This is a genomic window from Collimonas sp. GW821-FHT07E08 (genome assembly GCF_059418905.1).
The window spans coordinates 1-19340 of sequence record NZ_JBWKQR010000030.1 but is presented as its reverse complement, the minus strand read 5'-3'; the positions used below and the strand labels follow the sequence as shown (position 1 = coordinate 19340).

General features: G+C 50.1%; 12 protein-coding genes and 7 pseudogenes. 14 read left to right on the top strand and 5 right to left on the bottom strand.

The features are described from left to right. Positions 1 to 156: 156 nt before the first annotated feature. The 5 genes and pseudogenes from AC07RZ_RS23625 to AC07RZ_RS23605 all read left to right on the top strand — a co-directional run bounded on the left by AC07RZ_RS23625 (position 157) and on the right by AC07RZ_RS23605 (position 6655). Positions 157 to 1051 (top strand): annotated as a pseudogene (locus AC07RZ_RS23625) (integrase core domain-containing protein). A gap of 50 nt (positions 1052 to 1101) precedes the next feature. Further along, positions 1102 to 1264: pseudogene (locus AC07RZ_RS23620) on the top strand (Tn3 family transposase); the annotation flags it as partial. A gap of 545 nt (positions 1265 to 1809) precedes the next feature. After that, positions 1810 to 3066 carry an HlyD family secretion protein gene (locus tag AC07RZ_RS23615; RefSeq protein WP_494669809.1) on the top strand — a complete coding sequence of 419 codons (1257 nt, stop codon included), beginning with the start codon at positions 1810 to 1812 and terminating at the stop codon, positions 3064 to 3066. After that, positions 3063 to 5225 (top strand): peptidase domain-containing ABC transporter, encoded by a 2163-nt coding sequence (locus tag AC07RZ_RS23610; RefSeq protein ID WP_494669812.1) that lies wholly within the window; start codon positions 3063 to 3065, stop codon positions 5223 to 5225. The genes AC07RZ_RS23615 and AC07RZ_RS23610 overlap by 4 nt, the downstream gene beginning before the upstream one ends. After that, positions 5222 to 6655 carry a TolC family protein gene (locus AC07RZ_RS23605; protein WP_494669808.1) on the top strand — a complete coding sequence of 478 codons (1434 nt, stop codon included), beginning with the start codon at positions 5222 to 5224 and terminating at the stop codon, positions 6653 to 6655. Before AC07RZ_RS23610 ends, AC07RZ_RS23605 begins: the two co-directional genes overlap by 4 nt. Before the next feature lie 180 nt (positions 6656 to 6835). Here AC07RZ_RS23605 and AC07RZ_RS23600 read toward each other — a convergent pair whose 3' ends face one another. Beyond that, on the bottom strand, positions 6836 to 7483 hold the full coding sequence (locus AC07RZ_RS23600) for an IS6 family transposase (protein ID WP_494669811.1): 648 nt from the start codon (positions 7481 to 7483) through the stop codon (positions 6836 to 6838). A gap of 80 nt (positions 7484 to 7563) precedes the next feature. On the opposite strand from AC07RZ_RS23600, the pseudogene AC07RZ_RS23595 reads away from it, so the two are divergent. The 3 genes and pseudogenes from AC07RZ_RS23595 to AC07RZ_RS23585 all read left to right on the top strand — a co-directional run. Continuing rightward, positions 7564 to 7854, top strand: a pseudogene (locus AC07RZ_RS23595) (helix-turn-helix domain-containing protein); the annotation flags it as partial. 818 nt (positions 7855 to 8672) lie between these two features. Then, complete coding sequence (locus tag AC07RZ_RS23590) at positions 8673 to 10865, top strand: S8 family serine peptidase (protein WP_494669807.1); 2193 nt, start codon at positions 8673 to 8675, stop codon at positions 10863 to 10865. A gap of 291 nt (positions 10866 to 11156) precedes the next feature. After that, complete coding sequence (locus AC07RZ_RS23585) at positions 11157 to 11372, top strand: hypothetical protein (protein WP_494669806.1); 216 nt, start codon at positions 11157 to 11159, stop codon at positions 11370 to 11372. A gap of 148 nt (positions 11373 to 11520) precedes the next feature. Here the strand turns inward: AC07RZ_RS23585 and AC07RZ_RS23580 are convergent. After that, a pseudogene (locus AC07RZ_RS23580) lies at positions 11521 to 12130 on the bottom strand (transposase); the annotation flags it as partial. Between the two features lie 391 nt (positions 12131 to 12521). Between AC07RZ_RS23580 and AC07RZ_RS23575 the strand changes: the two are divergent. Beyond that, complete coding sequence (locus AC07RZ_RS23575; protein ID WP_494669805.1) at positions 12522 to 13655, top strand: hypothetical protein; 1134 nt, start codon at positions 12522 to 12524, stop codon at positions 13653 to 13655. Here AC07RZ_RS23575 and AC07RZ_RS23570 read toward each other — a convergent pair. Beyond that, positions 13609 to 13743 (bottom strand): annotated as a pseudogene (locus AC07RZ_RS23570) (transposase); the annotation flags it as partial. The gene AC07RZ_RS23575 and the pseudogene AC07RZ_RS23570 overlap by 47 nt on opposite strands. Between AC07RZ_RS23570 and AC07RZ_RS23565 the strand changes: the two are divergent. After that, positions 13740 to 13982: pseudogene (locus AC07RZ_RS23565) on the top strand (IS3 family transposase); the annotation flags it as partial. The pseudogenes AC07RZ_RS23570 and AC07RZ_RS23565 overlap by 4 nt on opposite strands. 173 nt (positions 13983 to 14155) lie before the next feature. On the opposite strand, the gene AC07RZ_RS23560 reads toward AC07RZ_RS23565, so the two are convergent. Continuing rightward, positions 14156 to 14749, bottom strand: a complete 594-nt coding sequence (locus AC07RZ_RS23560; RefSeq protein WP_494669804.1) for a hypothetical protein — start codon at positions 14747 to 14749, stop codon at positions 14156 to 14158. 347 nt (positions 14750 to 15096) lie between these two features. Between AC07RZ_RS23560 and AC07RZ_RS23555 the strand changes: the two genes are divergently transcribed. After that, the gene (locus AC07RZ_RS23555; RefSeq protein ID WP_494669803.1) at positions 15097 to 16089 is read left to right on the top strand and encodes an AraC family transcriptional regulator; all 993 of its coding nucleotides are present in this window, start codon (positions 15097 to 15099) and stop codon (positions 16087 to 16089) included. A gap of 241 nt (positions 16090 to 16330) precedes the next feature. Then, a complete protein-coding gene (locus tag AC07RZ_RS23550) occupies positions 16331 to 16570 on the top strand; it encodes a transposase (protein ID WP_494669810.1) in 240 nt (79 codons plus the stop codon). Here AC07RZ_RS23550 and AC07RZ_RS23545 read toward each other — a convergent pair. Further along, positions 16542 to 16762: pseudogene (locus tag AC07RZ_RS23545) on the bottom strand (integrase core domain-containing protein); the annotation flags it as partial. The gene AC07RZ_RS23550 and the pseudogene AC07RZ_RS23545 sit on opposite strands and share 29 nt — an antisense overlap. A gap of 296 nt (positions 16763 to 17058) precedes the next feature. On the opposite strand from AC07RZ_RS23545, the gene AC07RZ_RS23540 reads away from it, so the two are divergent. Both AC07RZ_RS23540 and AC07RZ_RS23535 read left to right on the top strand, forming a co-directional pair. Next, complete coding sequence (locus AC07RZ_RS23540) at positions 17059 to 17355, top strand: hypothetical protein (RefSeq protein WP_494669802.1); 297 nt, start codon at positions 17059 to 17061, stop codon at positions 17353 to 17355. 822 nt (positions 17356 to 18177) lie between these two features. Beyond that, the coding region (locus AC07RZ_RS23535) for a hypothetical protein (RefSeq protein ID WP_494669801.1) at positions 18178 to 19340 on the top strand (1163 nt) is incomplete at its 3' end.

Here is a 19340-nt window from a genome sequence, read left to right as displayed (position 1 = left end):
AATCTATATTGTCAACTGTCAATATTGGCAGGTAATTTGATTCATCTCGTTATACACAAGCCTGATTCGGCGATGAGCCCCTGAAAAAATGTGACCTGCCCTTCCCCAACATTAACCTCATAACGTAGTAGAGTCCGATTCTCAAAGGAACGGACGATAAACAAGCGATTTACTGAAGAACAGATCATTGGATTTTTGAAGGAAGCCGATGCCGCTCTACCGGTAAAGGAGCTGTGCCGCAAAGGCATCGTATGTGGAAGGCCTAATTTGGCGACATGGAGGTCTCTGGCGCCAAACGCCTCAAAGCGCTCGAAGAAGAGAACAGTAAGCTTAAGCGCTTGCTAGCTGATTCTCTGCTCGACAATGCAGCCTTGAAGGATGTCGTTTCTCGAAAGTGGCAAGCCCGCAAGTACGTCGCGAAGCGATTGCCGCTCTGAAGATTGAATGGCAACTTTCTGAGCGCCGTGCCTGCGGGCTGATGAATATGTCGACTTCGGTACTGCGCAACTAAGCTAGAGCCGACGTCAATGGCGCTCTGAGTACGCGTATTAGTACGCTTGCCGGGGAGAGGCGGCATTTCGGTTACCGGCGGATTCATATTTTGCTGCAACGAGAAGGCTGGGGTATCAATGTCAAACGCATCTACAGGCTTTATTGCAAAGCTGGCTTAGCGGTGAGAAAGCGTCGCCGCAAGCGAATCGCTCTGACTGAACGATTGCTTTTGCTACTTCCCGACCGACCGAATCGAATCATGCCTGGTCGGTGGACTTCGTCCATGACGCCTTGGCAGATGGCCAACGCATGCGGTGTCAGGCTCGCATTCACGCAGCCCGGCAAGCCAACCCAGAACGCGTATATCGAAAGGTTTAATGGACGGTTTCGTGATGAATGCCTCAATGATCAATGATTCTCGACGCCGTATGAGGCACGCATTCTAATTAAAATGTGGCGACAGGATTACAATTCAACCCGACCGCATAGTTCGCTTGACTACGCCACGCCAATCGAATTTGCAGCCAAACATCAATTTGCAACCAACGACTCTACTTAGCTATGTTGCTAATTTCGGGGAGCAGGTCAAACGTCGGCGTTTGCGACTAGACCTATATGCTCGATGACTTGTTCTACCATGAATCAGACTTGCCCATTGAAGAGCGCTACACCGATACCGCCGGTTTCACCAACCACGTTTTTGCTCTAATGCGCCTGCTGGGGTTTCGCTTCGCGCATCCGCGAACTGGGCGACACAAAGTTGCACATTCCAAATGTTATAGCGACAGAACCGATTAATTTACCTATCAACATTGGCAGTTGACAATTTATATTTATTTACAAATGTGCGCAATTTTTATATTGTATTTTTTGTCTTTCATATATCGCTAGCTTGTTCTTTGTTAGCCTTATGAGGTTTCAAAGCTATGTCGTAGAATCAGAATCAATAACGATGTGTCTCTTATAAAAGGAAATAAAAATGCGTCAATTAAATACTAAAGAAATAAATCAAGTAGGTGGCGGTAGTACAGTGATCTCTCCCGCGCTCTTCCCCGGTTACTTTCTCTATTATGGAGGCTCAACACGCGGTCCGATGTACGTTTTCCGTGATCCGGTTATGGTGCTGTAGCAGTGAGAGGTTTCCTCACTGCTGCGGTAGGGGAAAGTTTATTTGACGGCTCCTCTGCATTGAGTCGGACTAAAACAAAACCATCCTTAAGTAATGGCTCTCGAAGCAGCTGCACGTGAATGATTTCACGTCGGATATGCAAAGTTAATATCGCACCTAAAATTGTCGCGTGTTACCGCCCAAACAACATGTCCTTATTCCGCGATCAAGCCTTCGCCTCACAGCAGACTAAATGGCTAGGCGATATCGTTCTGATACGTCCAATTTCATTCACGCACCTGACGACATTCGCCTTGGTGCTAGCGATGTCAGTGTGCACCTTTCTAGCCTGGGGTAGTTACACAAAGCACAGCACGGTCAGCGGCCAACTGATCCCCAACACCGGCTTGATCAAAGTCTATGCGCCGCAGACTGGCATCGTCATCGAGCGGTGTGTCAAGGAAGGTCAGCAGGTCAAGACTGGTGATGTATTGTATGTGCTGTCCAGCGAACGGCAAAGCAGCACCCAGGGTGCCACACAGGCGGCCATCAGCGGCCAGGTCGAACAACGCCAGGCCAGCTTGCGTGACGAACTGCAAAAGACACGACAATTACAACTGGAAGAACGCCGTGGACTTAACAATAAAATTACCGGCCTGGCTAACGAACTAGCCAAACTGGACAATCAAATCACCGGCCAGCAGGACCGCGTCAAACTGGCTGTGGAGACTTTGCAACGCTATCAGGACTTGCAGCAGCAAGACTACATCTCCAAAGAACAATTTCAGCAAAAGCAAGAAAATCTGCTCGATCAGAAAAATCGCCAGCAAAGCCTGGAACGTGATCGCATCAGCGTCGGGCGCGAACTGTCAGTGCAGCAAACCGAATTGGCGGGCATGTCCCTGAAACACCAGAATCAACTAGCGCAGATTGATCGTAACCTCATCAGCACCGGCCAAGAACTGACTGAAAGCGAAGCCAAGCGCCGCATTGTTATCACTGCGCCGGAAGCCGGCATCGCCACTGCTGTGATCGCCGACGCCGGTCAGGCAGTTGACGGGAATCATCCCCTGGTCAGCATCGTGCCGGCCGGCGCGACCTTGCGCGCCGAGCTGTATGCGCCCAGCCGCGCCGTTGGCTTCGTGCGACCGGGCAATCAAGTGCTGATCCGTTATCAGGCTTATCCCTATCAGAAATTCGGCCACCAAAAAGGCGTAGTCGAATCGGTAGCCAAGACGGCACTGCCCAACAATGAATTGAACGCCCTAGGTACGCCGACGGGCGGCAGCAACACCGAACCGATGTACCGCATTACCGTCAATCTCACCTCTCAACAAGTCACCGCCTACGGGCGGCCGCAAGTGCTACAAGCCGGCATGCTGCTTGACGCCGACGTCCAACAAGAAAAACTTCACCTCTATGAATGGGTGCTGGAGCCACTCTATAGCCTGACCGGCAAACTCTGACCATGCTCGATAGACTCTCGTTCGGCTTTAACGCACTACTCCCGCTGATTCTGCAAACCGAGGCTACCGAATGCGGCCTGGCATGCCTCGGCATGGTGGCCGGCTTTCATGGCTATCGCACAGACCTGGCTACTCTCCGCCGCAGGTTTCCGATCTCCCTCAAGGGCGCTACGCTCGGCAACCTAATCAGTATCGCTAACCAGTTAGAGCTGGCGACACGCCCTCTGAAACTAGATCTGGAAGATCTGGGACAGCTCAAGCTACCCTGCATCCTGCACTGGAATTTCAATCATTTTGTGGTGCTGCATGAAGTCGGCGCGCGCTCGGTGAAGATCTACGATCCTGCCTTCGGCATCCGCAAGCAGTCCATGGGGGACGTCGCCAAGGCCTTTACAGGGGTGGCTCTGGAGCTGTGGCCGAATCCCGGCTTCAAGAAGGTGGAAGAAAAGCAGACTGTCCGCCTGCGTAGCTTGCTAGGGCGTGTCACCGGTTTGTACCGTTCCTTCGGTCAGATCTTGCTGCTATCGGCGACGCTGGAGATCTTCGCTGTCGTGAGTCCGTTTTTTCTGCAATGGGTGATCGATAACGCGCTGGTGTCCGCCGACCGCGACCTGCTGACTACCCTGGCACTAGGTTTTGGGTTGCTGATGCTGATGCAGCAAACGATTAGCATCGTCCGCAACTGGGTGTTGATGTACACGAGCACTACCCTCAACGTGCAATGGCAAGCCAACGTATTCACTCATCTGCTACGGCTGCCGATTGCTTATTTTGAAAAACGTCATCTGGGCGATGTGGTCTCGCGCTTTGGCTCAGTCGGCATTATCCAGCACACGCTGACAAACTCCTTCCTGGAGGCGATCCTGGACGGCGTCATGACCATCGTCACGCTGGTGCTGATGTTCATCTATAGCCCGATGTTGGCATGGATTGCGATTGGCGCCATGGCCTTATATGGTCTAGGCCGTTGGGCTTGGTTCTCGCCCTTGCGACACGCCACCGAAGAACAGATCATCTATGCCGCGAAACAGCAAACGCATTTTTTGGAAACCATCCGCGGCGTCAAGACAATTAAACTGTTTCAGCGTCAGGATGAGCGCCGCTCCAGCTGGTTATCTTTGCTGGTGGACCAGATCAATGCCGACCTACGCACACAGAAGCTCAGCTTGTTCTACAAATCGCTCAACGGTGTACTGTTCGGCCTTGAAAATATTCTGATTATCTGGCTTGGCGCACATCTGGTCATGAGCGGCAATTTTACGGTGGGCGTGTTGATGGCTTTCAATGCCTACAAGGGCCAGTTCGACAGCCGCGTCAGTTCCTTGATCGACAAGTTTGTTGACGTCAAAATGTTGCAGTTGCAGGGAGAACGCCTGGCCGATATCGTGTTGCACCAGCCCGAGACGACCCATGGCCGCAACCTGGACGAACGCGACGCGGCGCTGACGCCATCATTGGAGGTACGCGGCTTGCGCTTTCGCTACGCCGAGCAGGAACCCTATGTGCTGGACGGCGTCTCGGTCCAAATCGGCGCCGGCGAATCGGTCGCCATCGTCGGTCCGTCCGGCGGCGGCAAGACCACGCTGATCAATATCCTGCTGGGGATACTGCCGCCGACCGAGGGCGAAGTGCTGATCGGCGGCCAAAGCGTCCATCAGGTCGGCCTAGATACTCTGCGCCGGATGGTCGGCACCGTGCTGCAGGATGACGTCTTGTTCGCGGGCTCCATTGCCGACAACATCAGTTTCTTCGATCCGTTGGCGGATCATGCGTGGATTCAGCAATGCGCCCATCTGGCTGCCATTCACCAAGACGTGGCTGCCATGCCGATGGGCTACAACACGCTGGTTGGCGATATGGGTACGGTCCTTTCCGGTGGACAGAAACAGCGCGTACTGCTGGCCCGGGCACTTTATAAGAAACCGAAAATCTTATTCCTGGACGAAGCCACAAGTCACCTCGACATCGAGCGCGAACACCTGGTCAATGCCGCTATCAAATCCCTTAACATCACGCGGCTGATCGTAGCGCACCGGCCCGAAACGATCAACAGCGCCGACCGTGCCATCGTCCTGGTGGGTGGCAAGGTTATCCAGGATGTGCTGATTCCAAAGACCATACAATCGCAGGCGGCGAAGCCGCTGGAAGCCGAAGTATGAACTGGCATGTGCGGCAACTGTTGGGCGAGGCGATGCTCGGCGCAGTATTGGCGACATCCGCACCAGGATATGCCGAATCACTCTGGGCCGATCCATTGCGCACCATGAGCGACGTGTCCGGCAACCCGGCGCGAATGCCAGCAAAAGCAGACAATTGCGGATTGGCGGCGCAACTGCCCAGTCGGCTTACCTTACTTGATGCCGTCGAGCGCGCCTTGTGTCGCAATCCACAGACGCGTCAGGCCTGGGCCAACGTCAAAATGCAAGCGGCAGCACTTGGCGCTAGTCGCGCGGCCTATCTGCCGACCCTGGCCGCTGGCGGAAGCTGGAGCAAGGCGAACAACCGCACGACTTACCCAGATTTTCCACAAGTCGATTCAACGCTCAAGGCGAACAGCAACGACGTCAATCTGAATTTGAATTGGGTGTTATATGACTTCGGGCTGCGTGCCGCCAACCAGGAAAATGCACGGCAACTGCTCAACGCTGCCAACGCTACCCAAAACGACACCTTACAAACGGTGTTTCTCAGCACGGTACAGAGTTTTTACGATGCCCAGGCCGGCCAGGCGTTGTTAGCGGCCACCTCGGAAGCGGAACAAGCCGCGGCTGAGAGCTTCAAGGCCAGTGAGGCCAAATATCAGGCCGGTGCCGGCACGTTAGCCGACAAATTGCAGGCGCAGACGTCCTACGCCCAGGCCAGCCTGAAACAGGCGCAAGCCGCCGGCGACCTGCAAAATGCTCTGGGCAGTCTAGCAATCGTCATGGGCTTGCGCCCCAGCACGCCGCTGATGCTGGCCGCACTCGACGATACCGTCGACGCGCCGCTGCTGCAGCAGGCGGTGGACGATCTAATTTCCGAAGCAGTACGCACCCATCCGAAGATCCTGGCGGCACAAGCACAATTGAAAGCGGCACAAGCGCAGATCGACGCCTCCCGCGCCGAGGAGCGGCCGACGCTGTCGCTGTTTGCCACCGTCGACCGTAGCGATACGCCGATCACCCAGGTATCGTCCCAGCAAACCATCACCAGTCGCAGTATCGGTTTGCGGCTGAACATACCGTTGACTGATGGCTTCAGCACCAAATACAAGGTACGCAGCGCGCAAGCCCAAGCCGAAAATAAAGAAGCCGAACTGGCGAATGTTGAACAGCAGGTCATGCTGGAGGTCTGGAAGAGCAATCAGGCACTGCGCACAAAAGCCGAGAACCTGAAAAGCACCGATATCCTGTTGCGCAGTGCTCGCCAATCCTTCGATGTGGCAAAAGGACGCTATAAGGTCGGCGTCGGTAATATCCTGGAATTGCTTAAGGCGCAAAGCGATCTCGCCAGTGCAAGACAACAACGCATCTTGTCGCTGACCAGTTGGCAGACTGCCCGGCTACGGCTGGCAGCAAGCCTCGGGCGCTTGCGGACTGATGGCATTTAGCGGCGTTGTTGTATAAATCGGATCTGACGGCAAAATGGCCCGATACCCAATAAATTAGGCAATGCGGATGGCCACCTCGAGGTTCTGTCGCATTGGTGCCTGTTGCGGCGCAATTGGGGTAGACGGTTTTGTCGCGCTGGGGATTGGTAGATGGATTTTGATGCTGCTGTCGAAGCTCGCTCAAGCTGGACGGATTTGTGCTGCCAGTACGTAAAATTGGTCGGAAAAAGACATCGTGTCCTCGCCGGCGATGGCGAACTGGGCCTTACGGATCATGTGCATCAACTCGATGCCGGTCAGTACATTTCTCGCCGCATGAAAGGATTTGACGTTGAGCATGGGCCTGGCCACCCGCTTGATGGCACGGTGGTCCTGCTCAACGATGTTGTTGAGATATTCGATCTGACGTACCACGATCGGCGTGCTTCTGTTGGCATCGATGGCTGCCTTGTTGGCGCCGCTCTTATCCATGGCGACTTTCTCGGGAACGCCATTGCTTCGTATGGCCTTGTCGAAGGAGCGTTTGGCCGCGGCCCGGTCTCGCTTTGCCGTCAGCAGAAAGTCGATCGTTTTACCCTTCTTGTCGACGGCACGGTAGAGATATTGCCAGACGCCTTTAACCTTGATATAGGTCTCGTCCATACGCCAACTACCGCCCACCGAACGCTTGTGTTTTCGGGACAATTTCTCAATGAGCGGCAGGAAATGAATTGCCCACCGGTTGATCGATGAATGGTCGACCGATACCCCTCGCTCTGCCATCATCTCCTCAAAATGTCGGTAGCTCAAAGGATACGCCGCGTACCAGCGTATGCACACCAGGATGATATCAAAAGGGTGGGGTTACCCGGTTTGATAGAGGTGCGAATCTTTATTAAACCAGCGCGTAAGTGCCAAGGAGTAACCCCGTGCGTAGTGTTCCTCAGAATGTCATCAAGCACAAGGTCGGCCTGCTCAATCTTGCTGCAGAACTTGGAAACGTGCCTCGCGCCTGTAAGGTGATGGGATTTTCCCGTGACACGTTTTATCGCTATCAAACGGCAGTAGAAGCGGGCGGTGTGAATGCCCTGATTGATGCCAACCGTAGAAAGCCAAATCTCAGAAATCGCGTTGAAGAAGCCACTAAAGTGGCCGTAGCTCAATTCGCTCTGGAGCAGCCGGCGTTCGGCCAAGTCCGTGTATCGAACGAACTACGTAAAAATGAGTTTTCGACTTATCGACGAGCTGCAAACGAAGGCCATCCCTGTCGCACAGAGCTGCCGTGTGCTGGGCGTTAGCCGTTCCGGTTTCTACGAAGCGAAGCGCCGTGCTACCGCGTCGGCTGTTTGCAAAGCGAGTGCCCATGTACGAGCTGCTTTCGTGGCAAGTCACCAGAGCCATGGCAGCCGCCGTATGGTGACGGAACTGTCAAACCGCGGCATCCGGCTGGGTGCTTCAAGGTGCGTCGGCTGATGCGCCAGGCGGGCTTAAAGCCAGTCTGGAAGCTCAAATTCATTCACACTAACGACACCGTCGGTGGTGCCAACGCCGGCGCGAATCGTCATACGATCATTGAGGCATGCAAAGCACGCCTCAATGATCGTACCGCCATCTGATCTGGCTGTTCAAGATGCTGCCGCCGACGCTGCTGCTTGTGTATAACGAGATGCGCTAAGTGGGGTTACACCGATAGTCGAGGTGCGCTCACCCGATCAAATTGCCTATCAATATTGACAGTTGACAATACATATTTTTTATAAATTTGCGCAAATTTACTATTATTTTTTCTGCATTTAATATGCTGCTGGCTTGTCGAGCAAGTATCTTATTCCAAATGGAAAAATAAATAATAATTGTGCGCGACGACAATTTTCGACTGAATATATTTCAAATAAAGCCGTGAAAAAGAGACTTGGCGAATATTTCGTGTTCCGGCGTTCTGAGAATGTCCAGATAAAATGTGAATAGATCGCATTTCGAAAAATCACATATGCTGAATCATTTTTTCTAGCACTCTAGGACGTATAAAGGAACAATCGTGAATCGATTATTGATGGAACTATGGCCACAATTATTTACCGGCGTACGAACAATCATTATGTTGCTGCTAGCGACAGCATTGAGCTCAGCAATGGCTGTAAATCCCAACGGCGTGAACCCGTATCTAAAATCTAGCACTGGCAACTGCATCGAAGAATATAGCGCCCCCAAGGGCAACGATTTTTTCACGATTCCCTATTATGATAATAATATTATCCTCGGTTCATCGGGAAGCAATAGCGTCAGCTCAGCTAATAATAGCCTCAGCTCATCAAGGAATAATAGCACCAGCAACAAATTATCCATAGGATGCGTGCAACCAACGCGCCCCTCTCCCTCTCCCTCTCCTCCGCCAGCGGACCCATATGAATCGTGTCGAATTGCCGATGCAGCACACCACACTAATATTTCTCCAAAAGACTTGCCAGCCTATCCAAATCCGAATGAGATAATTTACAGCATCCGCGTGCAATTAGGAAATCAGCCGAGAATAATTGGGCCTGACGGGAGCTTAGCGAGCATGATGGCAATGATCAAAGAGCACTTTCCAGAGGTTGACAAGCCTATATATTACGTGAATGGTAAGGGTGGTTTTTGGGAATTTTCAATGCCTAATGGGATAACATTGGCGACACTCTCCGCGCAGGTCGCCGCCGCTTTCATAAGAGATGAGCAACCGTGGAAAAAATCTGACATGCGCGCAGGTGAATACCGAAAAACACGCTGTCAGCTCAATGTGCTTGAGCCGGTTCGCCAGCCGACATTAGCTGCCCTACAGTACAACGATCCCTCCTTGGCAGACGACCCTGGTTATCAAAACTGGATTGATCTTGTTGACCCAATTGATCGCCCCAATCACCACGACGCGACTGAAGCATTGAATAATATAAAGATTAAGTCACCGCACTTGAAAGCAAAGAATTTGAAGAACAATTTAATGCAGCTAGGGGCATCCGATGTTCTCCTCATGCATCAAGATTACAACACGTATGCTCAGCAGAATCATCACCGGATTGATTCGATGGTGAATCCTAAAACACACGAATCGGAGAAATCGACTGTCGTCATTGCTTACCTTGACGAAGGTCCGTTTGGTTTAATGACAGGAGGGCCGCATTTTCGTTTCGCACCGGCCTCCAATTGGAGTGACCCATTTGATCGTACTGCTAAATTGAATCATGGTATGAAAGGATTATTCAGACTTGCCGCGCCATCGAACGATAAAATGTACAACGCTGGCGTCATTCCAAACGAGGCCCTTAAGCGAACAATAATTGACGTCTACCCGCTCTTCCGGCACGACGTGTTGGAGACGGACAAACATTTCGGTCATAGGGTCTCGTTCGAGGGCAACTCCAATTTGGGATTGTTCAAAGCGATTGCAAAGATGAGTGGGCGTCGCATGTTCAAGTCGCCCACAGAGAACTGCCAGAATTGGTTCTCCTGCTTTACTATTCAAGAGCCTGAAGAGCCTGAGGAGCTATCAACGCGCCCGAACATCATCAATTTATCGTTCGGGGTGAACCTGTGGGGAGACGAGCTGACAAAAACATGGAAAGATGACCCAGAGGAGTTCTTAGACAAATGGACTTGCGGCAGTAAATTCATGAGGGAGATGCTGAAGGAGAGGCCTGATAACCATCGAGTACCCCTAATATTTGCACAAGGCAATGAGTCAGGAAGAGTCAATGCATATACGATCGCATGCGACGATACGATTGGCGTAGTGGGAACCTCGGGAAAGGGCATCATAGATGGCAAGCAGTCTGTTGTCTATGTCGATGCGAGTTCGTCCGGAACAATGAATTTACCCGGCCAATACGTTTCCGCACCTTTTTATGCGGCTGTTCCTTGGAATCAAAATGATATGGCGCTAGTTGCGGGAACGTCCTATAGCGCACCTACTGTAACAGGGATTTTTGCAACGGCGATGACGCTTTTGCCGAGAAGCAAATTAAAAACAATTACAGCGAAGCAGCTCTACAAGTATGTAAAAGCGTCCACCAAGCAAACGTTCGAGATCGTCATCGACCCTAACTCGTTGTACCCTCAAATGCAGGAGAAAAAAGGTCATCCACACCTGAACGCAGAATGTTTTTATAGGTATTTTGCCAACAACGTTGCTGGCACAACCTTGTACAACAAGGACTATTCGGGGCATCTGACCGATATATGCAACCTCCCTCAGTGAAAATAGGAATGCCATTGGAGTTTCGGGAGGAGTCGGTGATGACGATATTGGAGCAGGGTTTGTCGTTGAAGCGAGGCGAGTTGACGCCTAGGAGCTCCGAAGGGCACGTTGGCGAACTGGGTGGCTGCAGTTGGCGAAGCATCACTGCAGCCATCCCGAGTAATCGCACGGTGGCTGAGCTGGAAGCCGAAGTGGTTAAGTTACGCAAAGATCTGGTAGAGGTTTGCATGTCCTGGTGCGTATTTCGTATGCAGTAGGAACAGCCCTGTTCACACAACACTTAGGAGGTATATGACTGTTTCCAACATGACCGTTACATCGCTGCAGTGGATGGTTGAAGTCGGTGTTGAGCTGATCGACGTCACTTGGTTGGCGGAAATCGCTGGCACCGAACACTTACACGATCCAGTAGTAGCGAAACGCGTAAGGGAAATTCACGATGCAGCCAGCGCAGGTTTGCTGGCAACCATCAAGACTCCTTTTCGTGCAGAAGCGCGCGTACTTTAAATGTAGTTGTCGCAATCTGATCTGACATTCCCCGGTTTGACGTGTGCAGTTGTCTGTAGTGGTCTAATTTTCCCGGACACCTCGATAGGTGGGCTGTAGTGGTCAAGTAAATTCGGACACGACGATGGTTTTTTGCTGCCATGTTCCGCTCGTAGAGGAAGGGCAGCAGATTGCCCAGAACTGAATGCAGACGTTCGTTGTTGTAGGAGCCAACGATGTAGGTGGCGATATCGATCTTGGCCTCCGCGTGGTTGGCATATTGACGCTGCCATACCCGTTCCATTTTGAGATTCAGGAAGAAGCGTTCGGCAACTGCATTGTCCCAACAGTTCGCTTTGCAAACAACCAATGCAGTAGCACGGCGCTTCGCTTCGTAGAAACCGGAACGGCTAACGCCCAGCACACGGCCGTTCTGTGCGACAGAGATGGCCTTCGTTTGCAGCTCGTCGATAAGTCAAAAACTCATTTCAGCTCGCGGGCAAAGAAGGCCGAGGCCTTTTTAAAATTTCCACATCTCCTCGCAGTTGGCGGTTCTCCTGCTCCAACTGCCTGATTCGTTGTTGTTCGGGTGTCAGCGGTTTGCCAATGCCTGGCTGGTCGGATTATTCGGCATCGTACTGCTCTACCCAGCGACGCACGGCGGTCGGACCAATGCTCATGCTCTCGCATACGTGCTGAACACTGAGTCCCTGTTCTTTGATCATTTTGACGACCTCAAGCTTGATGCGGTGATCGAAATTGCGGCGTTGCCTTGTCATGCAAATCTCTTCGGATGGTGGATGGTCTACTTATCGAGGTGTCCGGGCAAATTAGACCAATACACAGTCTAGCACTCAATTCGCTCCTTATTTGGAGCTATCTTCTCAGATTCCTAATGGTCCGAAAATCCCCGGCAGGTCGAGTTGGCGATGCATTCTTTATAAGTTGGCACAATTTTTCTATTATGTTTTTTTACATTCAATATGCTGCTAGCTCGCCAAGCAAGTACCCTATTCTAAAGAGAAAAAATAAAGGTTCTATTTGGAAGAATTTTGAGCATTCCCGTGTTTTTCGTCTTCTAACAGGCGCCCCTATGCAGCTCGTCTTTCCTTTTTGCATTCTGAGCTGGTGCCTACAGATGGCGCAGCTCTTTTTTTAAGGTATGCAAACATGACGACAGCTCTTATTGCTGAAGAAGTCATCATCATTGGTACAAAGGCATTTACTGTCTTGACTGGTATTAACCTTAACTTGCAGAGAAATGATGAATACTTTGCGCTTTTAGTAAATGAAAATAGGCCTCTCCCGCTCCAGTCCACCTCGATGCCCCCCGCCGTCTTTACCATATCAAATATATTGGCGTTGACTCCAATGCAATTAGATACGTTGTTGGCTAATCCTGGCAGCAATACCTACAGTGCCAATATGGCAGGCTTGGAATTGGTTTTATCACGGTTTACAGTTGACAATCTGGCCAACCTCAATTCCGCACTGGCAGACGCCTTGAATAAACGAGGCCTGCTCGCCGCTATTCCTGCTACCATTTTAGAAAGTGTGCCGGCCTCTTTAGCGGATGCCCTTTTTGCGCTCACCATCATCCATGGCTCTCCAGCTGAATTAGTCGATGCAGCCAATGCGTTCCCAGCTGGACAGCTCAGTGCCGCACAAGTACTTGCCATCATGCTAGCCCTAACACCTGCTGGACTTGCTGCTGTAACTAATTTAAATTTCTTGCTGGGCTTACTACCACGCCAAGTAACTGACATTCTTAATACCGCTGGATTGCCCTATATCGAAGCGCTCAATCCCGCAGCGTTCACTAGTACGAATATTGGACTAATTGAGCCCAGTATCTTTGCCCAATTTTCCAATACGCAATTAAGCAATCTCTCACCAAACGCCTGTATGGGCATGACTGAGCGGCAGGTTGCCTTGCTCCCTAACTCTGCACTTGGCGCAATTAGGCATTTTGATCAAGTTGCTGCCCGAGCCTATAGTGCACTAACAGCTAGTACCATTGAGGCCATCCGCACAGGGATTCCCAACGCACCTGCGGACTGGAGCTGGATGAACGCAGCGCAGGTTTCCTACTTAGCCTCAGACGCTTTTGCGGCTTTATCACCAACCCAAATTGCCCAAATGTCCAGTGGCTATCAGGGGGCTGGTCCAGGCATGGGCATTACGGGGGTAAATGAAGCCGATATTGCCGCCTTAGCGCCTGCACAAATAAGCGCCATTGGCTATTTTGATGAGGTCCGGCCTCATCGACGGTCGTCGCACTGTAGACGCGCTTCAGATCAGTAGCCACTTCCTTCTGGACTTTCCAGGGAACGAAGTTCAGGCTGTTAGGCTCCATGTGAACGATGCATAGTTGAACGGCTGCTTTCGGATAACGCCGCGATAGAGAGTTTCTTCTCGACGATGAAAACTGAACGGCTAAGCAGAAAACACTATCGAGCCAGGGATGATTTACGTGCCGACGTGTTCGAGTACATAGAAAGATTTTACAATCCACCGCGCCGCCATTCAACTATCAGCCATATCATCCTAGTACAATTTGAAAATCTAAATGCGCCTAGCGGAAGCGTCCCTGCAGCTGGGAGATGTCAACCGTCGGTATTGGTATATTAAAATTGTCTGAAGCAATGAGCATCACGAAACGTTTAGACTTGCGGATCAAGATCTTTATGAGGTAAAACGGCGTGGAAAAAATGGGTACGTTTTAACTTCATAGATAATGTGCTACACAGGAATCGTCGGCATTGATGTGCTCTGGCAGCATCTTTTTATTGAAGATATACGGATCAAAACATTGCCGGCTCCAAGAACCAGTTTTCTATCCAGTCTTTAATTGCATAAAAGGCATTTTTAATCAGCTCGGTCATATCGGCGATCCATGCGACCGCATCTGTGACGAGCAGAACGACAAAAGTGATTTTGCTAAAGAGCTCCACAAAATATCGGCCGATTTTTTCAGTAATATCCAGGATGTCGCCTTTTATACCAGGATAAGCCGCTCCCAAGTTTTTGGCCGCTTCGTAAATCCAGTCGATTTTTCCCAAATATTCTTTTTTTGTCTGCGTCTTCAAGTTCACCATGGTGGATTTGAATGTTTTTGCGGCTGAGGAAGAGACTTCAATTTTCCCAAATTGCAACACTACATGCGTGATTTTCGCTTCCATATCCTCCGCCCCTGCATAAGCGAAATCTCGGGCATATTTCTCCAATGGCTTTATCAAATAGCTTCGCTGTGATTGAGGATTGGGTGTATGCAATTGCGTAAGGTTAAATAAAAGTACCAAGTTAAGCGATGGCGTATAGGGCTGACTTTTGGATTGCCCCAACAGAGCGTGATAGTACTTACGCCGCTCTTCTAGAATGACCGCAAAACCATCCATTGGTTTCTCCGAGCGTTTAATTTTTAGTGAGAGTTTTCAAAAGCATCGAAAATGATTTCCAATGCGTACATTTAGGTTTTTTGATCTTATTGCGAAACATTCTTAAAAATTGCATATTTATATATTTTCTCTTGTTATACGATAAAAGTTGACCATTGTTTAGTTATTTAACTAAACTTAACATTTAGCGATAGTTTATTCGAAAATTCGCTGGATGCTGACGTGAGGCCCATGCTGACAAAAGCTGCACAATATGGCTGCTTCGTTAAAATTTATCGGTACACCAAAGAACAATTGAAATATTAACAATTGCGAGGTTGACAATGGATACAGTACCCTGCTCCACCATGAGTACCGATGTTTTGTTTGGAAAGAAGCGGTTTGAATACTGGGCTGATGTCGTGAATAAAACATTGAGTCCCGTTCAAATAGATAGCCATGCACACGACAATTTCGATGCTTGTATTAGCACCCACAAATTGGGAGATGCAGCGTATGCACACTCGCAGGGTGAAAGCCATATTTTGGCTCGTCGAACGAGCCAGCACATTTCACAGTGTAGCGGCCATTCATTCCATCTCATGATGCGGCGTAGCGGTCACGGGGTAATCCGTCAAGCGCGAAACGAAACAGCTTACTGCGGCGGGGATATTGTTTTAATTGATAATAAACAAGAAGTCGTAAGCGAGATGAACAATACCAACATCACCATCTTGGCATTCCCGGCTGAGCTTATTCGTACATGGGACCCACATCCTGAGGACAATGTTGCACAAGCATTGCGGGGTAATAAGGGATGGGGCGCAGTGCTATCTACTTATTTAGGTAATTTGACCCCTGAGGTGATGGCTGCCACGACAGAAGGCCAGCATGCGCAAATACTTGAACACGTGCTATCCCTCTATTCTTTTGCCCTAGAAGAAACCGGTATGCTCTCCAAGGAACATGCGTTTAAGTCAATCCACAAAAAAAATGACTTATATCAGCGCATCTATAACTGGTTGTCCGAGAATTATATGGATCCAGAAATTTGTGCAATGCGTATTGCGCAGCGTTTTGGGATTTCCATACGAGAAGTGCATCGACTGTTTGCATCGTCGCCAAAAGATACAACTTTCCTTGCAACGTTACGGTCCATGCGTTTAACAGCGGCCATGCGAATGTTGCGGGACGAACGTTGTTCCAAATTGTCCATTGCTGAAATCGGGTATCGATCTGGATTTGATGAGCCAAGTTATTTTGGGAAAGTATTTCGGCATTACATGGGTTGTACCCCAGGTGCTTTTGCGAAAACACATCATCAGGAACGATGTGACTACGGTACTGTCGAGGCCCAATAATTTCTTCGCTAGTGATTGCAATGCATCATACATTGACCGATTGCGGTGCTTCATAAGCGTGACCTGGCTGCCGTTGTAGAAACACGTGTAAAGAATGGAATAGTCGGCCATGAACTCCAATTGATAACGTCCGCGATAATAGATCGCGGACACGATCTCCACCAATGCCAACTACTAATGATCGCGCGGCAGCGGCCGTCGTCCTGCCAGAAGCATTTAGTCGGCATAATTCAAGCGCCAGATAGTCGCAGAAACTCTGCAATCAGGAGCCTCAGTTGCCCGGGTAGCTCTCGAACACGGTATCAATGCCAACGTAGTGTTCGGCTTGCGTAAGCAATATCGCGACAGTCTACCTGACGCCAGTGCAGTCACACCGTTAACCGAAGTCCTGATGCCAGCCCACGTAATTAAAGGTCATCCCTCCATTTTTTTGAGCACGCTAAAAGTAGAGGTTAAGCGGCCAAAGCTAGCTTCTGTTTAGGAGTGATGCCACCAAGAGCCATGTTTGGCCGGTCGTGATTGCAGGTCAATAACCAGCGCGTGCAAAGTTCTGAATTTCATCAAGTGTTTCGAACAGGTGGTGAGCCAACCAATCGTAGCGAACCATGCGGTTGCGGCGTTCGACGTAGGCATTTTGCTGCGGCTGGCCAGGCTGGATGAATTCGATCCGAATGTACTAGAGCCTTGGTCTGAATGGTGCAGTACAGCCCGAGGGCGCCCTCTACGAAAGGCGGCCATCGGCAATGCACCATCACCAACTGCGCCGTCATTGTCAACAGCATTGACCAACCTACGACACGCCGCGAATAAACTCTTCAGAAAATAACCGTCTTTCACGTGCCATATAATACCTCCGATAGTGACATCATACCTATCGGAATTGTCCGCCACGCTGGGGGAAAGCCAATTTGAAGCCGATGGGCGAAGATACCCCAAGCCCCCTCATTTGGCACCGTAGCCGCAGCGCCCATGAAAAAGCAGACCGTGGCACTGCTACGTCAGAAATCACGAGAATCCTTGCCCGCTCTGCTAGAGCGTTTGGAGTTCATCATCATGCAGGCACTTGCTACCCGCAACGGCTTGTTGGCCGCCCGTGGAGAAGACCGAATTGGCGGTCGTTACTCTAAGCTGACGTCACGGCAACAAAAAGAAAATGTCGACCTGGTCGATTCCGGTCAGAAAACAGCCGCCGATTCCGCGCGCCTATTCAATATTCATCCGCCCCCGGTGGCGCGACTGCTAGCTCGCAGCAAGCTCACAAAATAGCTAGAACTCCAGAGAAATCCTTAACATTCGCTTTTCCCACTTCCTTATTTCCCCCGCTCTCTCCTGATTCCACTTAGCGCCCGATTTTTTCCAAATTCTGTGTGCCCCCCCCCTTGAACAGCAGATGCAAAACAATCCCACGATCATCTGATTGATAAATAATTTGCTGACCGGAATGGCAAATAGCGTTTCGTCATGGCATCTTCAAAGGCGTTGGCGGCAGCCTCCAACGCACGGTTCTTTAGTTCATGAACCATCGTACGACTGCAATCAAAGTTATTCGCTATCGCCGGATGGTTTGTTGGCAATTGAACGCTTGAAGAGCCATTACGCATTTGATGGCGACGAGAATGCGGGTTACTGACATTTTTGGAGAGTAATTTTCATTGCGAGAAAAATTATCCTAATGACAAATAATTACATCTTAAATCAACTCGCCCGATCATTGGTTAACGCTCACTAAAATCTCCTAAAAACGCCGGATGAGTGGTCACCAAAAATGAACAATGCCGAAAATGTAAACATTTTTTCAGGGACTCATCGCCGAATCAGGCTTGTGTATAACGAGATGAATCAAATTACCTGCCAATATTGACAGTTGACAATATAGATTTTTTATAGAATTTGCACAATTTTACTGTTATTTTTTACTTATTTAATACGCTACTAGCGTTGCGAGCAAATACCATTCGTGTGCTTTTCGATATCGCCATCATTCTCTGCCGCTCTTACTGCGACAAAATCGAAATCGTTCCCATCTTTTCTCTTTACATTCTTAGCATGGCCTACGAATGGCTCAACTCTTTTTAACGGTATGCAATCATGACAGCTAGTATAATTATTAACGGTATCTCCATGGGTATGTATGCGGCAGGAATTGCTAATGTTACTAATAGCAGCACTGGGATGGAGTTACTTAATATTAATGAGAACTCACTGTTAGTACCTGTCTCGGTAAACCCCACTGTTTTTAGTGTCCAAACCGTATTAGCGCTCACTCCCACGACCTTATCTGTACTGTTAGACAATCCTAGTATCTACAACGTCACCTACCGGGCCAACCTGGCTGGCTTACAAGCCACATTGGCGCAGTTTACCCAAGCCGACCTGGCCAATTTAAGTGCCACTCTGGCCGATGCGCTAAATGAACAAGGCTTGCTCTGTCATATTCCTGCCCCTGTGTTGGCCGCCATGCCCCTAGCCTTGATTAATAGCCTGTTTGCCGTAACTTTGCGGCATGCTTCTTCAACAGAGTTAATGAATGCCGCTAATCTATTTTGGCCAGGGCAACTCAATGCAGCGCAAGTGCTAACTCTGATTCAAGCATTAACCCCCGCTCAATTTGCCGCCGTGAACCAACACTTTCTGGTAGAAGGCTTGACACCTGCGCTAATTACCCAGACCCTGACCACGGCTGGATCAGCTTATATCCAGGCATTAAATACAGCATCACTCACTAGCACCACGATCGGATTCATTGAGCCTGGCATCTTTGCCCAATTTAGCAATACCCAATTCAATACCTTGTCTGCTACTGCTGTTAAGGGGATTAACTCTGCGCAACTTGCGCAACTCAGTAGTGCGCAAGTCACTCAATTACCCCATCTGGACTGGATGAATCCAAGCGCCTTTGCGGGGTTTACCGCCGACAATATCACTGGCATTGTTAATCAAGCCTATTTCTCGACCTGGTTTAGTACTGCGCAAATTAGCCCAATTACCCCCGCAGCCTTTGCTGCCTTATCCGCAGTGCAACTCAATGCCCTATCCCCAGCAGTAATAGCGGTGCTGAGCGCCAATCAATTACGCGCGATTACGGTAAATGCTAACAGTCTTAAGCCCTTTTTGTCGCATTTGAACGCTGTGCAAATGGGACAGTTTCCTGCACTTTTGTCGCAATACCAGATTCAGAATCTGCCGATGAGCACCATTGCTGGACTTACTGCCTCAGTGCTGGAATCTACGGTATTAGCTACCGGCAGGTC